Annotated in this window: 15 protein-coding genes and 2 CRISPR repeat arrays (1 of these 17 cut by a window edge); of the genes, 11 read left to right on the plus strand and 4 right to left on the minus strand. The window is 43.7% G+C overall.

The annotated features are described in order from the left end of the window. Positions 1-340: direct repeats of the CRISPR family, unit length 32 nt; unit sequence GTCACTCCCTGCGTGGGAGTGTGGATTGAAAT; it begins 878 nt to the left of the window's first position. A 383-nt stretch (positions 341-723) separates the two neighbouring features. The 5 genes from MWG26_RS06405 to MWG26_RS06425 all read left to right on the plus strand — a co-directional run bounded on the left by MWG26_RS06405 (position 724) and on the right by MWG26_RS06425 (position 5,793). Continuing rightward, positions 724-978, plus strand: a complete 255-nt coding sequence (locus MWG26_RS06405) for a hypothetical protein (protein ID WP_244062707.1) — start codon at positions 724-726, stop codon at positions 976-978. Between the two features lie 97 nt (positions 979-1,075). After that, on the plus strand, positions 1,076-1,363 hold the full coding sequence (locus MWG26_RS06410; protein ID WP_025655211.1) for a type II toxin-antitoxin system Phd/YefM family antitoxin: 288 nt from the start codon (positions 1,076-1,078) through the stop codon (positions 1,361-1,363). After that, positions 1,347-1,664, plus strand: coding sequence for a type II toxin-antitoxin system RelE/ParE family toxin (locus MWG26_RS06415; RefSeq protein WP_025655212.1), 318 nt, complete (start codon positions 1,347-1,349; stop codon positions 1,662-1,664). Before MWG26_RS06410 ends, MWG26_RS06415 begins: the two co-directional genes overlap by 17 nt. A gap of 524 nt (positions 1,665-2,188) precedes the next feature. Continuing rightward, positions 2,189-3,144: direct repeats of the CRISPR family, unit length 32 nt; unit sequence GTCACTCCCTGCGTGGGAGTGTGGATTGAAAT. 494 nt (positions 3,145-3,638) lie between these two features. Further along, entirely contained in the window at positions 3,639-4,247 is a 609-nt protein-coding gene (locus MWG26_RS06420; protein WP_025655213.1) for a KpsF/GutQ family sugar-phosphate isomerase, read from the plus strand. A gap of 235 nt (positions 4,248-4,482) precedes the next feature. Beyond that, positions 4,483-5,793 carry a hypothetical protein gene (locus MWG26_RS06425; RefSeq protein ID WP_025655214.1) on the plus strand — a complete coding sequence of 437 codons (1,311 nt, stop codon included), beginning with the start codon at positions 4,483-4,485 and terminating at the stop codon, positions 5,791-5,793. A 117-nt stretch (positions 5,794-5,910) separates the two neighbouring features. On the opposite strand, the gene MWG26_RS06430 is transcribed toward MWG26_RS06425, so the two are convergent. Next, on the minus strand, positions 5,911-6,807 hold the full coding sequence (locus MWG26_RS06430; RefSeq protein ID WP_025655215.1) for a response regulator: 897 nt from the start codon (positions 6,805-6,807) through the stop codon (positions 5,911-5,913). 181 nt (positions 6,808-6,988) lie between these two features. Here MWG26_RS06430 and MWG26_RS06435 point away from each other — a divergent pair, with 181 nt between their 5' ends. Then, positions 6,989-7,183: a helix-turn-helix domain-containing protein gene (locus tag MWG26_RS06435; protein WP_330588072.1), complete on the plus strand. Its 195-nt coding sequence runs from the start codon at positions 6,989-6,991 to the stop codon at positions 7,181-7,183. Positions 7,184-7,283: 100 nt separating this feature from the next. Here the strand turns inward: MWG26_RS06435 and MWG26_RS06440 are convergent, their stop codons facing one another. Together MWG26_RS06440 and MWG26_RS06445 are read right to left on the minus strand one after the other, a co-directional pair. Further along, a complete protein-coding gene (locus MWG26_RS06440; protein WP_117441196.1) occupies positions 7,284-9,239 on the minus strand; it encodes an ATP-binding protein in 1,956 nt (651 codons plus the stop codon). Positions 9,240-9,265: 26 nt separating this feature from the next. Beyond that, positions 9,266-9,988, minus strand: coding sequence for a LuxR C-terminal-related transcriptional regulator (locus MWG26_RS06445; RefSeq protein ID WP_025655218.1), 723 nt, complete (start codon positions 9,986-9,988; stop codon positions 9,266-9,268). Between the two features lie 436 nt (positions 9,989-10,424). On the opposite strand from MWG26_RS06445, the gene MWG26_RS06450 reads away from it, so the two are divergent. The 4 genes from MWG26_RS06450 to MWG26_RS06465 all read left to right on the plus strand — a co-directional run bounded on the left by MWG26_RS06450 (position 10,425) and on the right by MWG26_RS06465 (position 16,625). After that, positions 10,425-13,067 carry an indoleacetate decarboxylase gene (locus MWG26_RS06450; RefSeq protein WP_025655219.1) on the plus strand — a complete coding sequence of 881 codons (2,643 nt, stop codon included), beginning with the start codon at positions 10,425-10,427 and terminating at the stop codon, positions 13,065-13,067. A gap of 97 nt (positions 13,068-13,164) precedes the next feature. Beyond that, a complete protein-coding gene (locus tag MWG26_RS06455; RefSeq protein WP_240285646.1) occupies positions 13,165-14,478 on the plus strand; it encodes an MFS transporter in 1,314 nt (437 codons plus the stop codon). A 213-nt stretch (positions 14,479-14,691) separates the two neighbouring features. After that, a complete protein-coding gene (locus MWG26_RS06460) occupies positions 14,692-15,651 on the plus strand; it encodes an indoleacetate decarboxylase activase (protein ID WP_240285647.1) in 960 nt (319 codons plus the stop codon). A gap of 266 nt (positions 15,652-15,917) precedes the next feature. Continuing rightward, complete coding sequence (locus tag MWG26_RS06465) at positions 15,918-16,625, plus strand: FadR/GntR family transcriptional regulator (RefSeq protein WP_025655222.1); 708 nt, start codon at positions 15,918-15,920, stop codon at positions 16,623-16,625. Between the two features lie 245 nt (positions 16,626-16,870). Here MWG26_RS06465 and MWG26_RS06470 read toward each other — a convergent pair whose 3' ends face one another. Continuing rightward, on the minus strand, positions 16,871-17,983 hold the full coding sequence (locus MWG26_RS06470) for a uroporphyrinogen decarboxylase family protein (RefSeq protein WP_117441197.1): 1,113 nt from the start codon (positions 17,981-17,983) through the stop codon (positions 16,871-16,873). A gap of 124 nt (positions 17,984-18,107) precedes the next feature. On the opposite strand from MWG26_RS06470, the gene MWG26_RS06475 reads away from it, so the two are divergent. Beyond that, entirely contained in the window at positions 18,108-18,968 is an 861-nt protein-coding gene (locus tag MWG26_RS06475; protein ID WP_025655223.1) for an AraC family transcriptional regulator, read from the plus strand. The last annotated feature ends 279 nt before the right edge of the window (positions 18,969-19,247 follow it).

Here is a 19,247-nt window from a genome sequence, read left to right on the forward strand (position 1 = left end):
GTGGATTGAAATCTTATGTATTTCTGCCTGAGAGTATAATTTAGACGTCACTCCCTGCGTGGGAGTGTGGATTGAAATTCCTTGTCAGATCAGACTCGATCCTGTCGATTTCCGTCACTCCCTGCGTGGGAGTGTGGATTGAAATTTTCAGGCGGTCAAGTTCATCCTCGACGTCGGAGTCACTCCCTGCGTGGGAGTGTGGATTGAAATCGTACAAAAGTCTGGGATGGAACATATAACCCGGTCACTCCCTGCGTGGGAGTGTGGATTGAAATGATTTTAAATGGATCTGTCATAAGTGCCCTACGGTCACTCCCTGCGTGGGAGTGTGGATAGCCATATAGAATCCACACTGATAAACAAAATAAGGTAGACTGTCCGAAAGCGCTAGTAGCCAGGAAAACCATTAGCTGTAAGGCGGATTTACCATAAGAGGGGGATTAGCTTTGCTTGAATTTTAGATTGATTTATGAGGTTTTGTTTCAGATTGTGTGTGGATCATATTCATCAACATGAACGTCGCAGTTTTTGGGGCAGTACAGCAGATAGTATTGTCCATAGAGCTTGCGACATAATAGAGAACTACGGCTTTTTTAAGTGTATCCCCTTATGAGTGGTTGAGCTCATTGGATGTCTTTTCATCACGGTGCCTTCATTCATCATGATTATAGCGATATATGGCAGTTTTTTGAGCTACCTTACTGAAATTGCTGCGATCTGCTTTTGCAGGAGAGCAGAGCCAGAGTGTTGGAAAGCGTTTTAACAAGAATTATTTATTGTCTATCGGAGGGGGCTATTATTGTGCTTGTCTGTATTATCTTTTCTGTGTTTGCGGCTTACCTGCGGAGCGTTATTTTAAATGTGGTGGCAGTTAGGATGGTACTGCGTTATATCGAAGCGCTTGTGTCCAATATGCTTGTCCTTGCCAGTGCGGGAAAAATGGAAGACCGTGTTGTTAAAGAGATGCTGGATTCGTAATTGTGAAAATTTATGTGTTGCAATTGACTTTATAGTATTAAATGAATATAATATGATTAGAATATTACTACCGCTACAAACTCAAGGAGGTGCCGTTATGAATATTCGTCCATCTGCAGCAATACGTCAGAATTACAATGAGATTGCAGAAATGTGTAGAAACACCGCAGAACCGGTTTTCCTTACTAAAAACGGCGAGGGAGATTTGGTTGTTATGGATATTGAAACCTATAATAGACGGGAAAAAATGCTGAAGCTTCGTGAGGAATTGCTTGCCGTCGAGGAGGACAGGATGCATGGTAGCAAAGGATACTCTGTCAGTGAAGTTACTACGATGATGCGTAGTGCAGTCAAGGAGGCAGCAGGTCGTGGAACAGCAGAATAAATACCGTGTCATTATATCGGAAAGGGCAACGCAGATGCTTATTTTTCATGCAGCATTTTTGTCACAGGTTAGCCCCGAAGCGGCAGAACGGTTGACAGTTGAATTTGAAAAGACAGCAAATTCGTTGGAAATGATGCCGCAGAGATGTCCGTGGCTTACAGGTGAATATATTCCCAGAAATGCTTACCGTTTTATCCTGTTTGAAAAACGCTATGTGATAATATTCCAGATAGTAGATAATATAGTCTATGCCGATTATGTGGTAGATTGCAGACAGGATTACAGTTGGCTTATCAGATAAGATTGGAATAATCAGAACAGGATATCGTCACTCTATGGCAGGTGGCGTTTTTTCGTCAAGCAGTGGTTCCCTATATTGACTGATTACAGCTTGATATAGGGGCTTTTTTAAATTATTATCTGTTTTATTATTGATGAACAGAAACAGATGGACGGAGCTGTGTGTAAAATATAGGTACTTATAGGTGTATTTTTCACCGCAACGGCTACGGAGCTGAAGGCTCTGTCATAAAGTCTGTATTTATTTTTCGTATCCTGTAACATTATCTTATTATGTCAAGGCACTGATGTTTACCTACTTACGATGCGAGTAAAATGGTAAGAATATTATACGAATTATAAGGTGCGAATGCTAAGTGGACATAAATTTCCTGGGAGATTCGCACCAAATAAACGTGTAAATTGTAATATAAAATACAAAAGAAGTGGGGATTTGTGCGAAAAGAATTGTAATATCTAAGAGAATGGTATAAAATTTTAGGAGAAAAGCATAATTCTCTTGTGTGTAAATTGTGTGATTTTGCCGTCACTCCCTGCGTGGGAGTGTGGATTGAAATCTGCGGTATGTCGATTTTTTTACGGTTCGTTCTTGTCACTCCCTGCGTGGGAGTGTGGATTGAAATATCGTTAGCTTTTGTTTTTCATCACAAACGATCGTCACTCCCTGCGTGGGAGTGTGGATTGAAATGCCCGATATCATCGTGGGTTTTCCAACAGGATACGTCACTCCCTGCGTGGGAGTGTGGATTGAAATTTTGTGTTGCGTGTCTTTTTTGATCATATACCAAGTCACTCCCTGCGTGGGAGTGTGGATTGAAATTTTTAAAACCAAAACGTCATTCTCAATATATTTTGTCACTCCCTGCGTGGGAGTGTGGATTGAAATGTCAATTACCCCAAATCCGTCAACACCAATCTGTCGTCACTCCCTGCGTGGGAGTGTGGATTGAAATATATTCTTCGCTGGTCGAATATGTTTCAAAAGGAGTCACTCCCTGCGTGGGAGTGTGGATTGAAATTGGAAACAGGTTTGATAACCACGGACTTCCATCAGTCACTCCCTGCGTGGGAGTGTGGATTGAAATATTTTAACCATTTTTTGATATAATACATGCGTGAGTCACTCCCTGCGTGGGAGTGTGGATTGAAATACCCATTACTCCAATTACTTTCGCCATCTTTTTCGTCACTCCCTGCGTGGGAGTGTGGATTGAAATGGTGACGGTCTGCAAGAGACAGGCTGTCTTTTTGTCACTCCCTGCGTGGGAGTGTGGATTGAAATTTCTTTACTTTTTGAGAAAAGTGTACTTCCGTAGAGTCACTCCCTGCGTGGGAGTGTGGATTGAAATACACGATGAATTATCAAAAATTTTATCCTACAACTGTCACTCCCTGCGTGGGAGTGTGGATTGAAATCCCCGGGCACCCCTTCTTTGCCATATTGCTCGCGTCACTCCCTGCGTGGGAGTGTGGGTTGAAATCCCACAGAAGTTACGACCGAATGGAAAAGATACGTCACTCCCTGTATCAGAACGTGAAACGAAATTTTTAATGTATATAATGGAGTTGAATGAAGCAGGACTATATTAGAAGTATTTTATTTAATTAGGGCAGTTCTAACAAAAAGAACCGTTTTTTCACTTATGTTCTAATTTGATTAGCGATATTATATATAGCTCAATAGACCCGGACATAATGTGTAATAGCAGAGAAATTGACTATCGGATTGAAGATTATATGAGTAAAGCATTTGAGTGTAATATGCTTACGTTAGAGCATCAGAGTTTTGTTTATAAAACTATTTGAAAAACAAACAAGAATAGTTTACGTAAACGTTCAATAGTGAATGCGTCCAATAAAGAAACTGCTCATAAGGATGGCATACACCCAATGTGTTATTAAAAGCAGATGATGCGTCAATAATTGTCAGGCATCATTTTGTTTAAATGAAAATAAATTAAGCAGGAGGACCACTTTGAAAGAAAGATTAAAACAAGTAATGTCAGCAGAGGCGCATGTCATACAAAAGATGTCGGAGGAGATTGATTACGATGTCCTATGCCGGATCGCTGAGATATTTTGTCATGTGAAGGAAAACAGTAAGAAAGTAATTTTAGCAGGTTGCGGGACTGCAGGGATGGCCGCAAAAAGAATTTCCCATACACTCTGTGTAGTTGAAATTCCGTCTTTTTTTCTATCACCTGCAGATTCGATCCATGGCGGGATGGGGGCAATGCAGAAAGGCGATGTGTTGATATTGATCAGTAAGAGCGGGAATACGCAGGAAATTATGAATTATATCCCGGCAGCAAAGCAAAAGGGACTGACCATTATTGCTGTTACGGAAAATGCAGAGTCCAAATTAGGAAAGAATGCAGATATTACATTAAAAATTGCAGTGGAAAGAGAACCAGATAAATGGGGAATTATCTCCTCTGCCAGTACACTCGCCTTTATCTCGGCATTTGATGCCATTGCATTTTCGGTGATGGAAAAGACGGGCTATACAAAAGAGGAATTTTATCTGATCCATACAGGGGGCGGTGTGGGTGACATACTTCGCACCGAAGGGATGCAAAGATAACGTGGGGAAAAATGCCATATAGATGTGGAAAAAAGAAGAGCAGTTGTATAAAATGAAGCCTGTCCATAACCATGACTGCAAATAGGGCATTGGAGACAAAGTTAATCTTTGTTTTGATTGCAGTTGTAGTCTGGTTTTATGGCTAGTTTTTTTAAAAAACAGTAGCCATTTTTTTGCATTTTTGGTATAATTATAAATTAACGGGAGAAATAGTTACAAAGGGGAGTACAACTGAATGAAAGAAAAATTAATTAAGGGGTTTCTTGCGCTTGCCGCCCTCCTTACTTTTTCTGGTATGGAATGTAAGGCGGAGATTGCAGGGGACGATGCATTTTCCAATCTTGCCTGGGAGCAGGTATTTGAGGAGAATCTGATTGGATCTGTGGGAGTGGTCCAGTCTATTTGTGCTACGGATGATTATATTATCTGTATTGAGAACACGGGAGAGAATCAGGATCCGGATGTTGTGTCAGCTTATTATAAGAATAAAGTGGACAAGGATGGCAACCCGGTGGAACAGTATTCACTGGCAAAACGTGTAAACGATATGAATTGGGAGCATGGCAATGGTATGGCCTATAACCCGGATAAAAATGAGATTTATGTTGCCTTGTATACCAATATTGATCCAGAGAACAGGGGATGCCTTTATGTAATGGATCCGGATACACTTGGATATAAGGGCAAGATAAAGATCAGCGACAATTATAATATACTTGGGATTGATTACAAAGAGGATACGGATCAGTATATCATCCAGACGAATGTGGATGACGGATATAGTTTTAAGATTCTGGATTCAGAGTTCCAGGTTGTGGACGAGTTGGGAAGTTTCCCGGAATCGGCTAAGGGTTATAATTTTCAGGATCTGGCCGTGTGCGGCGATTACATTTTTAATTTCCCGCTGACACTTGACTGGGGAATCGGAGATTTTCTGCACGTATATTCCATATCAAGAAGAACGATGGTCACTGCGCCACAGCTGGATTTCCGTTTTGATAATATTACACACGATGAGCCGGAATCTTTGTGCGAGATCGAACCGGGCGTATTTCTTGCTGCGGTCAATGTTACGAACACGGCTGGTGAAAGAAAGATACGGTTTTACAAGACGGAGATGCCCTACTATTTTCAGGTTACTGTTAAGGGCGAAAATGGAACGGTCAGCGAGAGCGGTAAGGTTTTGAGAGGGGAAAGTTTCCCTGTTACCTACCAGGCAGAGGATGGGTATGAATTATCCTCACTCTTGGTCAATGGGGTGGAAGAAGATATTGAAAAATATCAGGATGGGTATTCACTCACCGATATACGAGAAGATTGTGAGATTCAGGTCTCATTTACAAAGATCCAGCCGGCAGCAGTGCCAAAGGGAAATTCCGGCGGTACCCACATAAGGATACCGGCGCCGGCGGCAGCAGGTTCCGTGGCTGGGGCGTGCATGGTTATCGGATTTGGCTTTTTCCTTTTCCATATCCGTATGGAGAGAAAGAGAAAGTTATCTTATGCCAGAGAACTGCGCAGGCAGATTATATTGGATATGGCTTAATAAGTGTTTGATCATTCGTGATACACGTCTGATGGACATGGTATATACCCGCAAAACGGGCAGAACCTTCAGGAATGAGGGGGCTGCCCGTTTTGCTTTTACAGGTTATAATAGGATTTACTGCGTCAATTGAAGCAGCAGATCCAGTTCTTTTTGAGGCCACAGTCCAAGACTGCCTTCATGGTGCAGAATGTGATGCACCTCATCCAGTGAAGCATTTCCAGACTTCATTAAGTATTCAAAACGAGTACATACAATTGCAATGTTAAGCAGTGTTGCAGATGGTTCGGAAAGGTTCTTGGGAAAGGCCGTATCTTTCAGATTACTGTGATGACAAAGAATAATTGTATGTATATCTTCCGGCAGAAATTTTTCTGCGATTTCAGCGCCCAGTATATTATGCCTGTCGCTGTCATTTCCCAGATCGGTAATCTCACCGGGAAGCGATAAGTATCCGATATCTCTAAGAAGAACCGCATAATGCAGGGTCAGCAGATCTTTTGTTGAAAGCCCCAGCGTTATGCCAAGACGTTTGGTAAAGTAAGCACACCGCAGATTACTGATCTGGATATCAGGTTTACGCTGCGAAAGGGCACATAAAAATCCCTGCGTAATCTTTTCGAAAGAGATCATATTTAGCTTATCTTCCTGCATGAGCAGTACGGCTTTGATCTTGGTCAGAAGTTCGATGCGTTTGAAGGGCTTGCTCAGGAAATCAATTGCTCCGGCCTCAAGTGCACGAATTCTATGCTGGTCTTCATTCAGTGCGGTCAATATGATGACCGGAAGTTCTCTGCACTGTGGCAGGCATCGCAGACGCTCGCATACCTGATAACCATTAAGGGTGGGGAGCATAATATCTACAATTGCCAGATCTGGTTTTTCTTTCTCTGCGAGGCTGATCGCCTCCAGGCCATCCGTCGCAACTACGGCGGTATATCCGTACTTTTCTAAGATATCTGTCATTAGCATCTGACTGGCTATGTCATCTTCAACAACTAATATTTTAGACATATATGTCCTCCTTCATAACTTCTATAAATAAAAACGAGCAATTCTGACCTTTAACACAATTATGCGTGTAAAATGTGTTAAAGTCAAGAAAAATTCTGATTATTAACACATTCTGTGGGTGATGAAAATGAAAATTTACATGTACAGGGGAAAGAAAAATTTATGCGGTGAAAAAATACGAATGGCACGATTAAAAAGGCGGATTACGCAAAGCAATTTAGCTGCCAGGGTTCAGCTTGAGGGGATCACACTGGAAAGAGACAGCATAAGCCGCATAGAGAAAGGAACACGGTTTGTAACAGATTATGAGTTGAAAACATTTTCAAAGATTCTTGGGGTAAGCATGGAGTGGCTGACCACGGAAGATGCGCTGTAGTGAAGACACTGCAGCGCTTTTTTTTATCTTGTAAGAAAGTCTTCTTACCAAGATAAAAAAAGCTTCTGCGAGTGTTTCACAAAATGGCAGGTATATACTTTTAGGATTCTGCAGGACTATTATTCTCAGGTATAGATGGACAGACAGGCAGCACAACCTGAACGACCAACCCAGCAGGAGGATTATCTTCCAGCCAGATTTTGCCCATATGCAACTCAACAAGACTCCTGCATATGGCCAGCCCCAGGCCCACGCCTTGATAATTACGGGTAAAACTTGAATTTACCTGCTCAAATGGATAAAAAACCTTTTCTTTTAATTCATCTTCTATTCCAATACCATTATCAATTACGCTGATCGAATAAGTGGTTTCATTAATGGGGCGGAACCGAATGCATATTTCTTTATTTTCTGGAGTGAATTTGATCGCATTTGATAACATATTTAACAGCAGCTGACGGATCTTCTGTACATCCCACATGGCTGTGAGGCCGGTATCCTCCGGTTTTATATCGATTACAAGCTGCAGGTCCTTGCTCTGGATCAATGGCATGACTGATACGGAAACGCTTTCTATGATGTCAGCCACATTTACCTCTTCCAGGGATAGGGTCTCAACATGTCTGTCCAGTTTAACAAAATGTAATATATCATCTATTAATGCGAGCAGATGATTGCCGCTGTCAAGTATGACAAAGATATACTGTTTCTGCTTTTCGTTGAGCTTCCCAAATAATTCGTCATGTAGGATAGAGGCGAAACCGATGATGGAGTTGAGCGGTGTGCGCAGCTCATGGGACATATTGGCAAGAAACGCGGATTTGCATTTGTTGGCTTCTTTTAATTCGTCAATCGTATGTATAAGATACTCGGTTCGTTCCAAAACACGTTTTTCAAGAATCAAATTTTCCGCAATCAATTTTTTAGACATCGTGAGCAGGTCGTCAGTGAGTTCCTGAATCTCTATTGGAACAAACCAGTTATCCCAGAAAATATTTTCAGGGGGTGTACTGTCTTTGGCAATTGAGCGTGAGAATCTCTGCAGCTTATGGAGGGGAGCAGTAATACGGCCGCAGAGAACGCGGAGGACAAAAGCTGCAATGAGGATTAGAAGCAGGGTTATTACGCTGATAAACAGCAGATCACCGTAACCAAGATCTGCAAACAGGTAAGTAGGTGCGCCGACCCCGATATTCCCGATCACTTCATTTTTTATGTTATACAGCGGATCAGCTACAATGATTCCATATCCGTTCCTTTCATCCATTAGGATCTTTCCCTGCCAGCGTTTCCCTGAATTTGTAGTTTCGTAGAGTTCACTGTTCTGAAAGGAGCCTTCCAGGTAAGAAAAGTCATCGATATCGATATTGGAACAGATTCGAAGCCCTTTTCCTGCGCTGACAGACAAGTATGTACCAGGGACTGCGGAAGTATAATTGTGTGCCAGGGTATTATTGTTATTAATAAGGAAGCCGCCGACAATGGCTCCGTGCAGCCTTGTTCCATCATAGAGCGGAAAGAGGACTAGGTGCAGCATCGCCGGGATGTTTTCGGTGTTAGCATTTAGCCGTACACTTTGTCTGAAAGAAGGCGAAGCCTGATTGACAGACTCTGCCGATAGTATCTCTGTTGTATGTAAGGGGGCGGTATCGTTTTCAAAGAATTGAAGCAGATAATCCAGTTCCCATTCAGTGCCTGCCTGATGGTCCGCACTGCACAGAATTGTGCCATGTTCATCTACTACAAGGTAATAACCGGGTTCCTGCTTATCTGCGAGCTTAAGGAGTTCATCTAAGACCTGATAGTCTTTGCCGGCGATCAATGCATTCAGGTCATTGTAATTGCAGATTCCGGCTAAGGTCTGCTCAATGGCTGTCTCGTGAATAAGCATCTGGTCTTTGGCTACGTTGAGGGCGACATCCAGGCGGGACAGGACTCCTTTATTGGCTGTCTTATAATTATGGTAAGCGATGATACTGCCAAGAGTTCCGAGTGTCAGGACAAGGATAAACAAAAAAGCTATATAGATGTAGAACGCAATCGGTTTTTTCCTCATAATACCTCTCTTTCCGACAGGGGCAGCTAATTCAGCATTTCGTAAACTGCTAGCTGTGTTCGGTTACTAAGACTCAGTTTTTTTAGAATATTGCTAATATGTGCTTTTACTGTATGCTCACTAATCTGCAGATGGCCGGCGATCTGCTGGTTAGACATACCGATACTTACAAGATGGATTATTTCCTGTTCCCGGGAAGTCAGTTCACTGAGAGCTTCTTTATTAATCTTGATTTTGTCCTTTTTGTGGAATGTCAGTGCAAGGTCGTTGGAAGACATTAGGGAGAATATGATATCAAAACCGGACACGATTAGATTGGAAAGCTCGTAGAAATCGGTGGTTTCCGGATCGGAAGAGAAGGATTCGATATCATGAAACGAAGTAAAAAGTGCTTCCGTATTCTGATGCTGCGGCTGTGTAATGATAATGTAAAAATTTGCGTTGTCTGTATCGGAGATGTCCAGTGGAAGCCCCAAAGGGGCAATCGCATAAAAACACTGGTAAGGACAGGTGGTAACGGTTAATGCTTCGGGAGGCCGCTGTGTCAGCCGTTTAGAAAAAACTTGACATACGCTGTCAGTTTCCGTGAGTTTACTGTTGCAGAAAGGGATCTGGTTGGAAGGGATTGTGACAGGCTGGTTATCCACATTGTAAATGGTGATCGACACCTGAAAGTATTTGGAATACATATCCTGCAGCTGCTGTATTTTTGCCAGGGCGTATGCAAAACTTGTCTGTTTGGGTGTCATTGGGAGTCCTCCTCTTTCAATATGGGGCGTTTACAGGATCTTCAGAGTAAAAGCAATCCGTAATGCTGCCCGTGCTGTCCCAAGTCTTTATTCCGGAAAATTCCGGGGTTCAGGAAAAACATTACGTTTTAGATCAATACTCCATCAATCATATAATACCAGAGATCCGGTTAAAAAAAAATTAGAAATAAGTATTAAATCGGGGCAAATCTAATACTTTTGACCAGGTAAAGGAGGAGAGTAGCACATTATAGCTATATAGAGTGGAAGTATAGACAAATAAGACTATTTATAAAAATTATCTGAAAAAAATAGGTAATTATCCTAATTTTCAAATATATTATTTTGCACTATACTGAAAATATAGATTATCGCATAGAAAGAATCCGGACTTTCGAGTGAAAAAAAGAGAAAATAAGAGGAGGTATTACAAAGTATGGAAAAAACAAAATCTCGCGTTCTTGAAATGCTGGAAACGGGGAAAACGGTAGCATGGCCGCCAACAGCTAATGCAGATAGGGAATTGACGGACTTTGTCCAAAAAGAAGTGGTAGGTAAGCCGTCTACTGATCGTACACAGAGGCTGTTCGACCATTTTTTGAATTCAAAATGCCGTTTTGACGGGCAGATGCCATTGTTATATACCGAAGCGTGGAAAAAGTATGACGGCATGCCGCTGTATATCCGCAGAGGTCTTTCATATAAGTATATGATTGAGAATATGGACGCTACCGTAAAAGAAGATGAAGTAATCGTTGGTTCAAAGACACGTTTTACGCGTGGTGCAACGATGTATCCTCAGTTCTCTACAAAATTTATGATTGATTTCTTGAATATGGCGGAGGATGAGGAAGCAAAACTCTTTTCTGTGAGCGGTGATGATGAGGCTCACAATATCAAAGAAGAGGGCTGGATCAAATTGGGACAGTTGTTCTCTATCCGTGAAGAAGAAGTAGCGCCGATGAAAGAGTGTCTCGAGTATTGGAGCACACGTTCAATAGAAGATGTATCTGAGAAAGTAATGGAAGAATCCTTCCCATATTATAAAGATTTGAAACTGGCACAGAAAGTGGGGATATTCCCTGGCTCCGGCCTTGCATCCGGATGTGACGGACGCTGGACACCGGCATATGATATTATCGTTGAGCGCGGCTTGGAAGATGTGATTGCTGAGTGTAAGCGTCATCTGGAAGAAGAACAGCCGATCAAAAAAGAGGGGGCAGAGAAAATCTATTTCTGGCAGGCTTGCATCTATACTTGTGAGGCAATCATTACATGGGCAAATCACTATGCTGAGGACGCACGCCGTCAGGCAGAGACTGCAGCTGAGCCCCGTAAGAGCGAGCTGCTTTTGATGGCGGAAGGTCTTGAGTGGGCTCCGGCTAAACCGGCCCGTACATTTAGAGAAGGGCTGCAGGCTGCATGGCTCGGACATTTGATGGTTTGGAACGATTCTATTTCTCTTGGACTGTCACCAGCTCACTGGGGTAAGCTATTATATCCGTTATATGCGGCGGATCTTGAAGCCGGACGTATCACAAAAGAAGAGGCTCTTGAGCTTTGGGAAATCATGAGAATTAAGTTCAGTTCTGAAGAATATATCACACCATCAGCATGGGCTGCTATGGCATCCTCCAACTCCTTCCAGCATATGACGGTAGGCGGACTGGATCCGAAGACTGGACAGTGTATTGATAATGAATTAGAGGATATGATTCTTGAGGCAGGGGTGAATATTCCGACACCGCAGCCGACGCTGGGTATTCTTGTAAGCTCCAAGACTTCGGAACATCTGCTTTTGAAAGCGGCAGAGACAACGAAGGCCGGGTGCGGATATCCCGCATGGTTCAATTATGATATGCAGGTTCAGCACCTTCTCTGGTGTCATGCGGAGGAAAATATAACTCTGGAGGATGCAAGAGATGTTAGTATAGCCGGATGTGTTGAGATTGGTATGCAGGGTACCACACATGGCATTAACCATCCTGCATTCTATAATGAAGGAAAAACATTCGAACTGGCATTAAATAATGGAGTTGACCCGAGAACCGGTGAAGTTTGTTTCACAGGCTGTAAACCGATTACATGTTATCAGGATGTCTGGGATAACTTTATTATGATCCGTGAGCATTATATGAGAGTTTACATGCGTTACTGGGATTTCGTAATCGGTATCTGCCGCGGGATTCATCCGAAGATTGCAGGCTCCGTACTGATGCATGACTGTGTAGCGGTTGGACGTCCGCAGGATGATAATGGATGCCGTTACAATAAGTCAGTCACACTGCTTGATTCCGGCACAGTAAACGTCTGCAATGGTCTGGCAGCTATGAAGAAACTGATCTGGGATGAAAAGAAATATACATTTGAAGAATTTAAAGAGGCGATTGATAACAACTTTGGCTATAAGGTTGGCGCTGTTGCAGGTAACTTCTCTATGCTTAACCAGGAAATCGAGCCTTCATTACATATGAAATATGCGAAGATCCATAAGGATATCCTGGAGGCGCCGAAGTTTGGTAACGATGATGATTATGTAGACAACATCTTTGTAGATCTGTGGCACGACTATGACAGAGTCTGTGCATCAGAGATTACATATCTTGGATATCGTTGGCTGACGGCGGCATTATCTATATCTGCTCATGGGCCTCATGGCAGGGTTACCGGGGCTACGGCAGATGGCCGTCTGTCAGGAGTTACTCTTTGTGATGGTATTCTCTCTGCATCGCCTGGAACGGATACAAATGGGCCAATGGCGCTCCTCAATTCCGGAGTGAAGCTGGATCCTACAGAGTATCGCAGCGTTCAGCTCAACATGAAGATTCATCCGAATGCAATCCGCGGGGAAGAAGGAAGCAGAAACTTTGTAGATTTTATTAAATCATACTTTAATAATGGCGGCTATCATGTACAGTTCAATATTGTTGACTCGAATATGCTCCGCGACGCCCAGAAGCATCCTGAAAACTACCGTGAACTGATGGTTCGTGTTGCCGGATTCAGTGCTTATTGGTGCGAGCTTGGGAAACCGATTCAGGATGAAGTTATTGCCCGTACGGAATACAATCAGGTATAAACCAGATGATTCATCAGCTAATTTAGATAAGTCTTTAAGCCTGGAGGAGGGGAGTGGTTTCTCCTCCTCTTTAAAATTTCGGTGAGGAGGAATGAAAATGAGTGAAAAAAGTGTAAAATTCTCTGGCTGGTCAGTGACGGGGGCGGCATTTGTGATTGTATTGTTCCATATGACAATCCGCGGTTCATTTGCAACGTTAATCAATGGAATGGTTGAAGCGACCGGCTGGTCAACGGCTGCTGTTTCAGCAGGCAGCTCAATCTTCATGGTTATGTACGGGCTCTTTGCTTTTTTCGTTGGGACATATATTGATAAGCTTGGCTGCCGTGTTACTTACACGATGCATGGTATTATCATGGGAGTTGGTCTATTCCTTTGCAGTTTCGCAAAAGAGCCATGGCAGTACTGGTTATTCTACGGTGTAATTGCCGGTATCGGTTCTGGCGCGTTCTGGGCTCCTATTACCTCTATGGTTCGTCAGTGGTTTATGGATAAGTTAGGCCTTGCAATGGGCCTTACAACAGCTGCTGCCGGTGTTGCCATGAGTATCGGGCCTCTTCTGTCCATGATTCTGATATCAACTGCTTCATGGCAGATCATGATGAGAGTATTCGGTATTGTCCTGATGATAGGTATTACAATTGCGGCACAGTTTACCAAGAGTAAACCAGAGGCCTTTGGCCAGAAACCGCTGGGCTATGACAACTTTATGGCAAAGCTGGCAAAAGCAGATACTGGCAAGAAAAAAGAAGAGTTCTACGTCCCATTTAAATGGGCGGTAAAACACAAATCTTTCTGGACGCTTGCATTGTTATGGTTCTTCTCTAACTTTGCAGAATTTATCGTATTTTCACATTCTATTAACTATGTTACAAGGGATCTTGGTTATGATAAACTTTCTGCAACCTATATATACTGCATCATCGGTCTGATGTTCATTATTTCAGCAGTAGTGGTAGGCGGTTATGTTGATAAACTGACAAAGAAGATGAGTGATCCGGTTAAGGCGCGCAAGAGAGTTCTTACATTCTCTTATGTCGGATGTGCAATTATGGCGCTGTGGCTGAATTATGGAGTCAGGCTTACTGCAAATGGCGGACAAAGCCACTGGGCGTTCCTGGCCTATGCAATTCTCTTCGGTCTTGTATATGGAATGTACATTCCGACAGTAGCAGGCTACGTCGGAGTTATCCTTGGCCGAAAAGAGATGCCGCCTGCATGGGGGCTTATCTCATTGGTCGGAATGGCAGGCGGAGCAGGTATGGGTCCTTACGTTGCAGGTGCCCTTCGTGATGCGACAGGAAGCTACTTTGTAGCGATCTGGATTTCTGTAATATTCTACCTTATAGCGTGTGTATTTGTTAATGTAGCGAAACAGCCGTCGAGTGAAGAGGTGTGGGGCGATAAGTAGACAATTAGATTCCTGGGATTAGACAGCAGGGGCGGGGAATTCGGATGCCCCGACGCCCCCCTGCGGCGTGGCTTAGAGCATGATTTTAATAAAAAAGAATACTTAATGTGGATAACCTGCTCAATTTTAAACACTCTGGTTTATGATTTGAAAATTTTGTACTAAGCTGGGAGAAAGGAGAGCCGTCCGCCGGACTCGAAAGAGGATAGCAGGATGGTATGTATAGATATGGAAAATAAAGATGAGATGAAGGCATTGGTTTTTGATATTCAGAGTTTTTCGACCCATGATGGACCGGGAATCCGTACTAATATCTTTTTTAAGGGATGTCCGCTCACCTGCCTATGGTGTGCCAATCCGGAGGGACAGAAGGCTGTACCCCAATTATTCTATACAAAGATGAAGTGTGCAGGATGCATGTTCTGCGCAAAAGTATGCCCCCATGATGCAGTTACGGCATATGAGACGCCGGAAGAGATCGAAAAATATGGTTTTGTCCGTCACGACAGGGAAAAATGCGATAAATGTAAGACTCATGACTGTGTGGGAATGTGCCTTCAGAATGCTCTTGAGATTACCGGCAAATGGATGACGGTTGATGACATTATGGAAAAGGTACATAGAGACGCTTCTTACTATGCGGGAAAAGGCGGAGTTACACTTTCCGGAGGGGATCCTCTGATCTATCCCGAATTTGTGACAGAACTTCTGCGGCGCTGCAAGAATGAAGGAATTAATACGGCTCTTGAGTCGGAATTGTGCGTGCCGTGCCGGAACCTGGAACTAGTCATGCCGTATATTGACCTGTATCTGACAGATATTAAAATTATAGACGAGCAGAAACATATAGAGATGACCGGAGCCAGCAATAAGCAGATCCTGGAGAATCTCCGTTTCATCGGGCATACCTGTCCGGAAAAGGCATGTCTCCGCTATCCGATCATACCAGGCTGTACGGACTCGGAGGACAATGTTCATGCAATAGGAAAGTTCTGCAGGGATAATGGCTTCAGCCGGGTGAATATTCTGCCATATCATAAACTGGGTTCGTCTAAACATGAACGGCTGGGAAGTACGTATCTTCTTCCGGATGTGCAGGCGCCGGGGGATGAAGAAATGCGCTGCATTGCGGATATATTGGAAACCTATGCGATAACGTGTATTATTAATTGAGTAAAAGGAAAATTCATGGAACCGTTCCTGGTTCTGAACAGAGACAAATTCTTTTCCCTATATGGGCAGTGCCGCGGCAATCTATGTTGAACCGGCACTGCTCTTCCATTTTCATAAATCCTTTCTGCAGTATCAGGCTTTTTCTCTGCCCTGTTTAACTGATATTTAGCGAGATATATCAAAAGAATTTAAATGAATATGACTTGACTCGGCTCCGATGCTGACTTATAATCAAATAAAAAGCGGTCAGACCGGTAAGGAGCAATATGGAATACAATAGAGAAACAGAAAACAAAAGATTACTATATTCTAAATTGTCGGATAAAATTTATCAATATATAAAAGATGAAAACCTGCGTCCCGGAGACAAACTGCCCGGGGAGCGGAAGCTTGCAGCAGAATGGAAAGTAAGCCGCCCCAGCCTGCGCGAAGCTATCCGGGAGCTGGAGAACCAGGGAATTGTCCATGCGGAAGTGGGAAAAGGGACATTCGTCACAGACTATGTGGAAGGCAGACAGTTCAGCATCCACCTGGCTTTAAAGAATTTCCTGGAATTGTTTGAAGTAAAGACGGTATTAGAGCGTTACAGCTTGGAGAAAGCGATTCCCAACATATCCGAAGAGCGCCTGAACAAGCTGGAAGATATGGCTGTCCAAATGAATGCCATAGCGTCTACCGGAATCATGCCCAAAGAGATGGACCATCATTTTCATAGATATATTCTCGAGTGCTATGGCAACCAGGAGATGACCAATCTGGTCTGTAATATGATCGAGATGTACGAGACCTTTGACGACGAATTGTACGGATACTTTGAAGAAAAAGACTTTGATTACTTCCAGATCCTTCTAAAGACGTTCCCTTACCACCTGGAAATGGTGCAGATGATGAAAGAAAGAAACGTGGAAGAAGCACTGAAACGATATGATAAAATAGTGGCACTGGATTTGGAGATTTATAAGCGGATTGAGTAGGTGGGAGGGGCGTTGGGCAGAAGGAGATCCAGGCTCTGGACGGAGCTGTGTATGCTGTTTCAGAACCCGCACTATGTGCCTGGAAGCAGTAACAGATAAAATGTGAAAAATAGAGGTACCTGCCTTTGGTCCGAAAGCCGATGCTTTCGCACCTCGCACCGCAGGCGGCAACAAGATTTGATGCGGATATCAAATATTGTCCTTTATTTTTCACATTTTTTTCTGTAACTGACTCTATAGCACACCTAAACGATATCTTTCACCCGCTCACAGTAGTACTGTACAATTTCCCACTTTGCGTCTTCGGGAATTCTGTGATCAGGACAGGGGATATACCCCAATTCTTCTGCCATTGGTTTGAGCCTTTGGATTTCTTCGTCGATGGCGGCATAATCAAGGGACAGGAGGTGTTTGCGCATTCCGCCGATTCCTTTCACTTGTTTTCCATACTTGGCGCGCCAGGGGGATATGCTGGCGTCCCAGGTACCTACTTCGATGGGAAACATGGTGTTGACTCCATTTTCCAGCCAGGCGGGGAGGAGGGAATCTACCAGGCCGTCACAGTCTACGCTGATGATGCTGATATGATGCGTGTTTAAAAGATCAGTGATTTTTTTGTAATAGGGGGCGGTGTATTCTTCAAACATCACGGGAGAGAGCAGGGGGCCGTTTTTGTAGCAGACATCTTCCCAGAAATGTGCATAATCGAACTGCACGCCTGTTTCCAGTGTGCGCTTTACGGAATGATAGCAGAGATCGCCCACGGTGCGGAACATTTCCTCCAGCAGTTCTTCGTCATCGGCCATCAGATAACTGAGGCCCACGATTCCAAGATAATCCCGGATCCTGCCGCAGAGGCTGCCGCAGTGGAGACCGATGGGGAGGCCCTTGGCCTGCTCTGTCTTTGCATATTCTAATTCAGCCTGAGAAAATCGCTCCTCTGTGTAGGTGAGCCTGGGAAGATAATGTTTTTCCCAGGAGTCTCTGTCGGTTAGGAGATGGTCTACTTCGGTAGGAATAGATTTCGCACCGGTTCTTTGGAGGACAAAGACACCGTCACAGTTCAGATATTTGTCAAAGCCATTGTCCAGGTGCTCTACTACTTTTTCCTCAAAGAAAGGAAATAATTCCGTCGTGGTTATACGGTTTGCATGCCATCCGAAATCAAACCCCAGTTTTTCGGAGAGAATGGCCTCGGCCTCAAAGGAGTACTCTTCGAGATCCAGTATGTCTTTGCTGACATGTCCCTCCCGGACCCATTTTTCAACGACCTCCGGCGTAAATCCAAAGTGTACAGCGGGCATGCGGTCCGGTTTTTCATAATTCATAATTGCGTGCAGACGTTCACGGTTGTTCATAATGACCTCCTATAAAATAATTGATTTATGCGCTTTTATTTTGTATAATCGTAGCATGTATAATAAAGGAAATGTTTTGGATTGTTGCTATAAAATATAGGAAAATTGCTATAAAGGAGACGGGATGAAACTACAATATCATTATGCATTGTCGGGAGATTCCTATGATGTGAGGCATACGTCTGGCGCGATTGCAAAAAACCTGAATTTTCATGTGGATTCGCTGGGGCATTACCATACATATCCGGGATACTACACCGACAGAGAAGGGCTCGATACCTATCTGCTTCTATTTACTTTATCCGGACAGGGGTATCTGGAATATCAGGGGCAGGAATATTTTATGACGAAGGATACTGCGGCGTTGATCAGCTGCAGCGAACATCAGTTTTACCGCACAGAGTCTGAGGAATGGGAATTCAAATATATCCATTTTTATGGCAGCTCTGCCGATAAGTACTATGAGATGCTGCGAAGCCAGGGAGCAGTATTTCTGGATATTTCGGATCCCATCAGGATGAATGAACTCCTGAAAGAACTGAAGAGCTGGGCGGCTCAGAGCGGAGGGGCCGCGGACATCAGGACAGCCAGTACCATGGAAAATATTTTCGCAGAACTTCTGGTAGAACAGCTGAATCCCAAACAGGATAAAGCGTATATCCTTCACAGAAAAGCAATTATGGATATAACCGATTATATACAGGAACATTATCAGGAAGACCTGACAGTAGAATTACTGGCAGATAAAGTATCTATGAGCAAGTATTATTTTATAAGAGTCTTTAAGAAAGCAATGGGGATATCCCCCTATGAGTATCTGAAATGCTGCCGTATCAATGAATCCAAGCGGCTGTTAAAAGAAACAGCCTATTCCGTAGGCCAGATCGCAGACATGACGGGATATAAAAATGTAAATATCTATATCCAAAACTTCAAACAATGCGTGGGGACAACACCGCTAAGGTATCGGAAGAAGGCGGTTTAAAGGGGGGAGGTCGCCTGTCGGGAGCGGGACTTCTGCCGCGGCCCGGGAAACTTCTGTGTCCCTTTCCGGCTGCGGGCCGTTTGCCTAGGCTCTCTAAATAAAAACTACATCCGATTGGGAGGCACCGGCGGCATTCACCCCGCAATTCATCAGAATTGCGGGGTGAATGCCGCCGGTGCCTCCCAATCGGATGTAGTTTTTATTTAGAGAGCCTACGGCGCACTCTATGCATCCGGAAAGGGACACAGAAGTTTCCCGGGCCGCGGCAGAAGTCCCGCT

This window comes from Faecalicatena contorta, from assembly GCF_022835095.1.
Lineage (GTDB): Bacteria > Bacillota > Clostridia > Lachnospirales > Lachnospiraceae > Faecalicatena > Faecalicatena contorta.

Coding starts and splice junctions, on each gene's coding strand:
- MWG26_RS06410 (WP_025655211.1), top strand. CDS start 1,076: ATGAATATTCGTCCATCTGCAGCAATACGTCAGAATTACAATGAGATT.
- MWG26_RS06425 (WP_025655214.1), top strand. CDS start 4,483: ATGAAAGAAAAATTAATTAAGGGGTTTCTTGCGCTTGCCGCCCTCCTT.
- MWG26_RS06430 (WP_025655215.1), bottom strand. CDS start 6,807: ATGTCTAAAATATTAGTTGTTGAAGATGACATAGCCAGTCAGATGCTA.
- MWG26_RS06435 (WP_330588072.1), top strand. CDS start 6,989: ATGGCACGATTAAAAAGGCGGATTACGCAAAGCAATTTAGCTGCCAGG.
- MWG26_RS06440 (WP_117441196.1), bottom strand. CDS start 9,239: ATGAGGAAAAAACCGATTGCGTTCTACATCTATATAGCTTTTTTGTTT.
- MWG26_RS06445 (WP_025655218.1), bottom strand. CDS start 9,988: ATGACACCCAAACAGACAAGTTTTGCATACGCCCTGGCAAAAATACAG.
- MWG26_RS06450 (WP_025655219.1), top strand. CDS start 10,425: ATGGAAAAAACAAAATCTCGCGTTCTTGAAATGCTGGAAACGGGGAAA.
- MWG26_RS06455 (WP_240285646.1), top strand. CDS start 13,165: ATGAGTGAAAAAAGTGTAAAATTCTCTGGCTGGTCAGTGACGGGGGCG.
- MWG26_RS06460 (WP_240285647.1), top strand. CDS start 14,692: ATGGTATGTATAGATATGGAAAATAAAGATGAGATGAAGGCATTGGTT.
- MWG26_RS06465 (WP_025655222.1), top strand. CDS start 15,918: ATGGAATACAATAGAGAAACAGAAAACAAAAGATTACTATATTCTAAA.
- MWG26_RS06470 (WP_117441197.1), bottom strand. CDS start 17,983: ATGAACAACCGTGAACGTCTGCACGCAATTATGAATTATGAAAAACCG.
- MWG26_RS06475 (WP_025655223.1), top strand. CDS start 18,108: ATGAAACTACAATATCATTATGCATTGTCGGGAGATTCCTATGATGTG.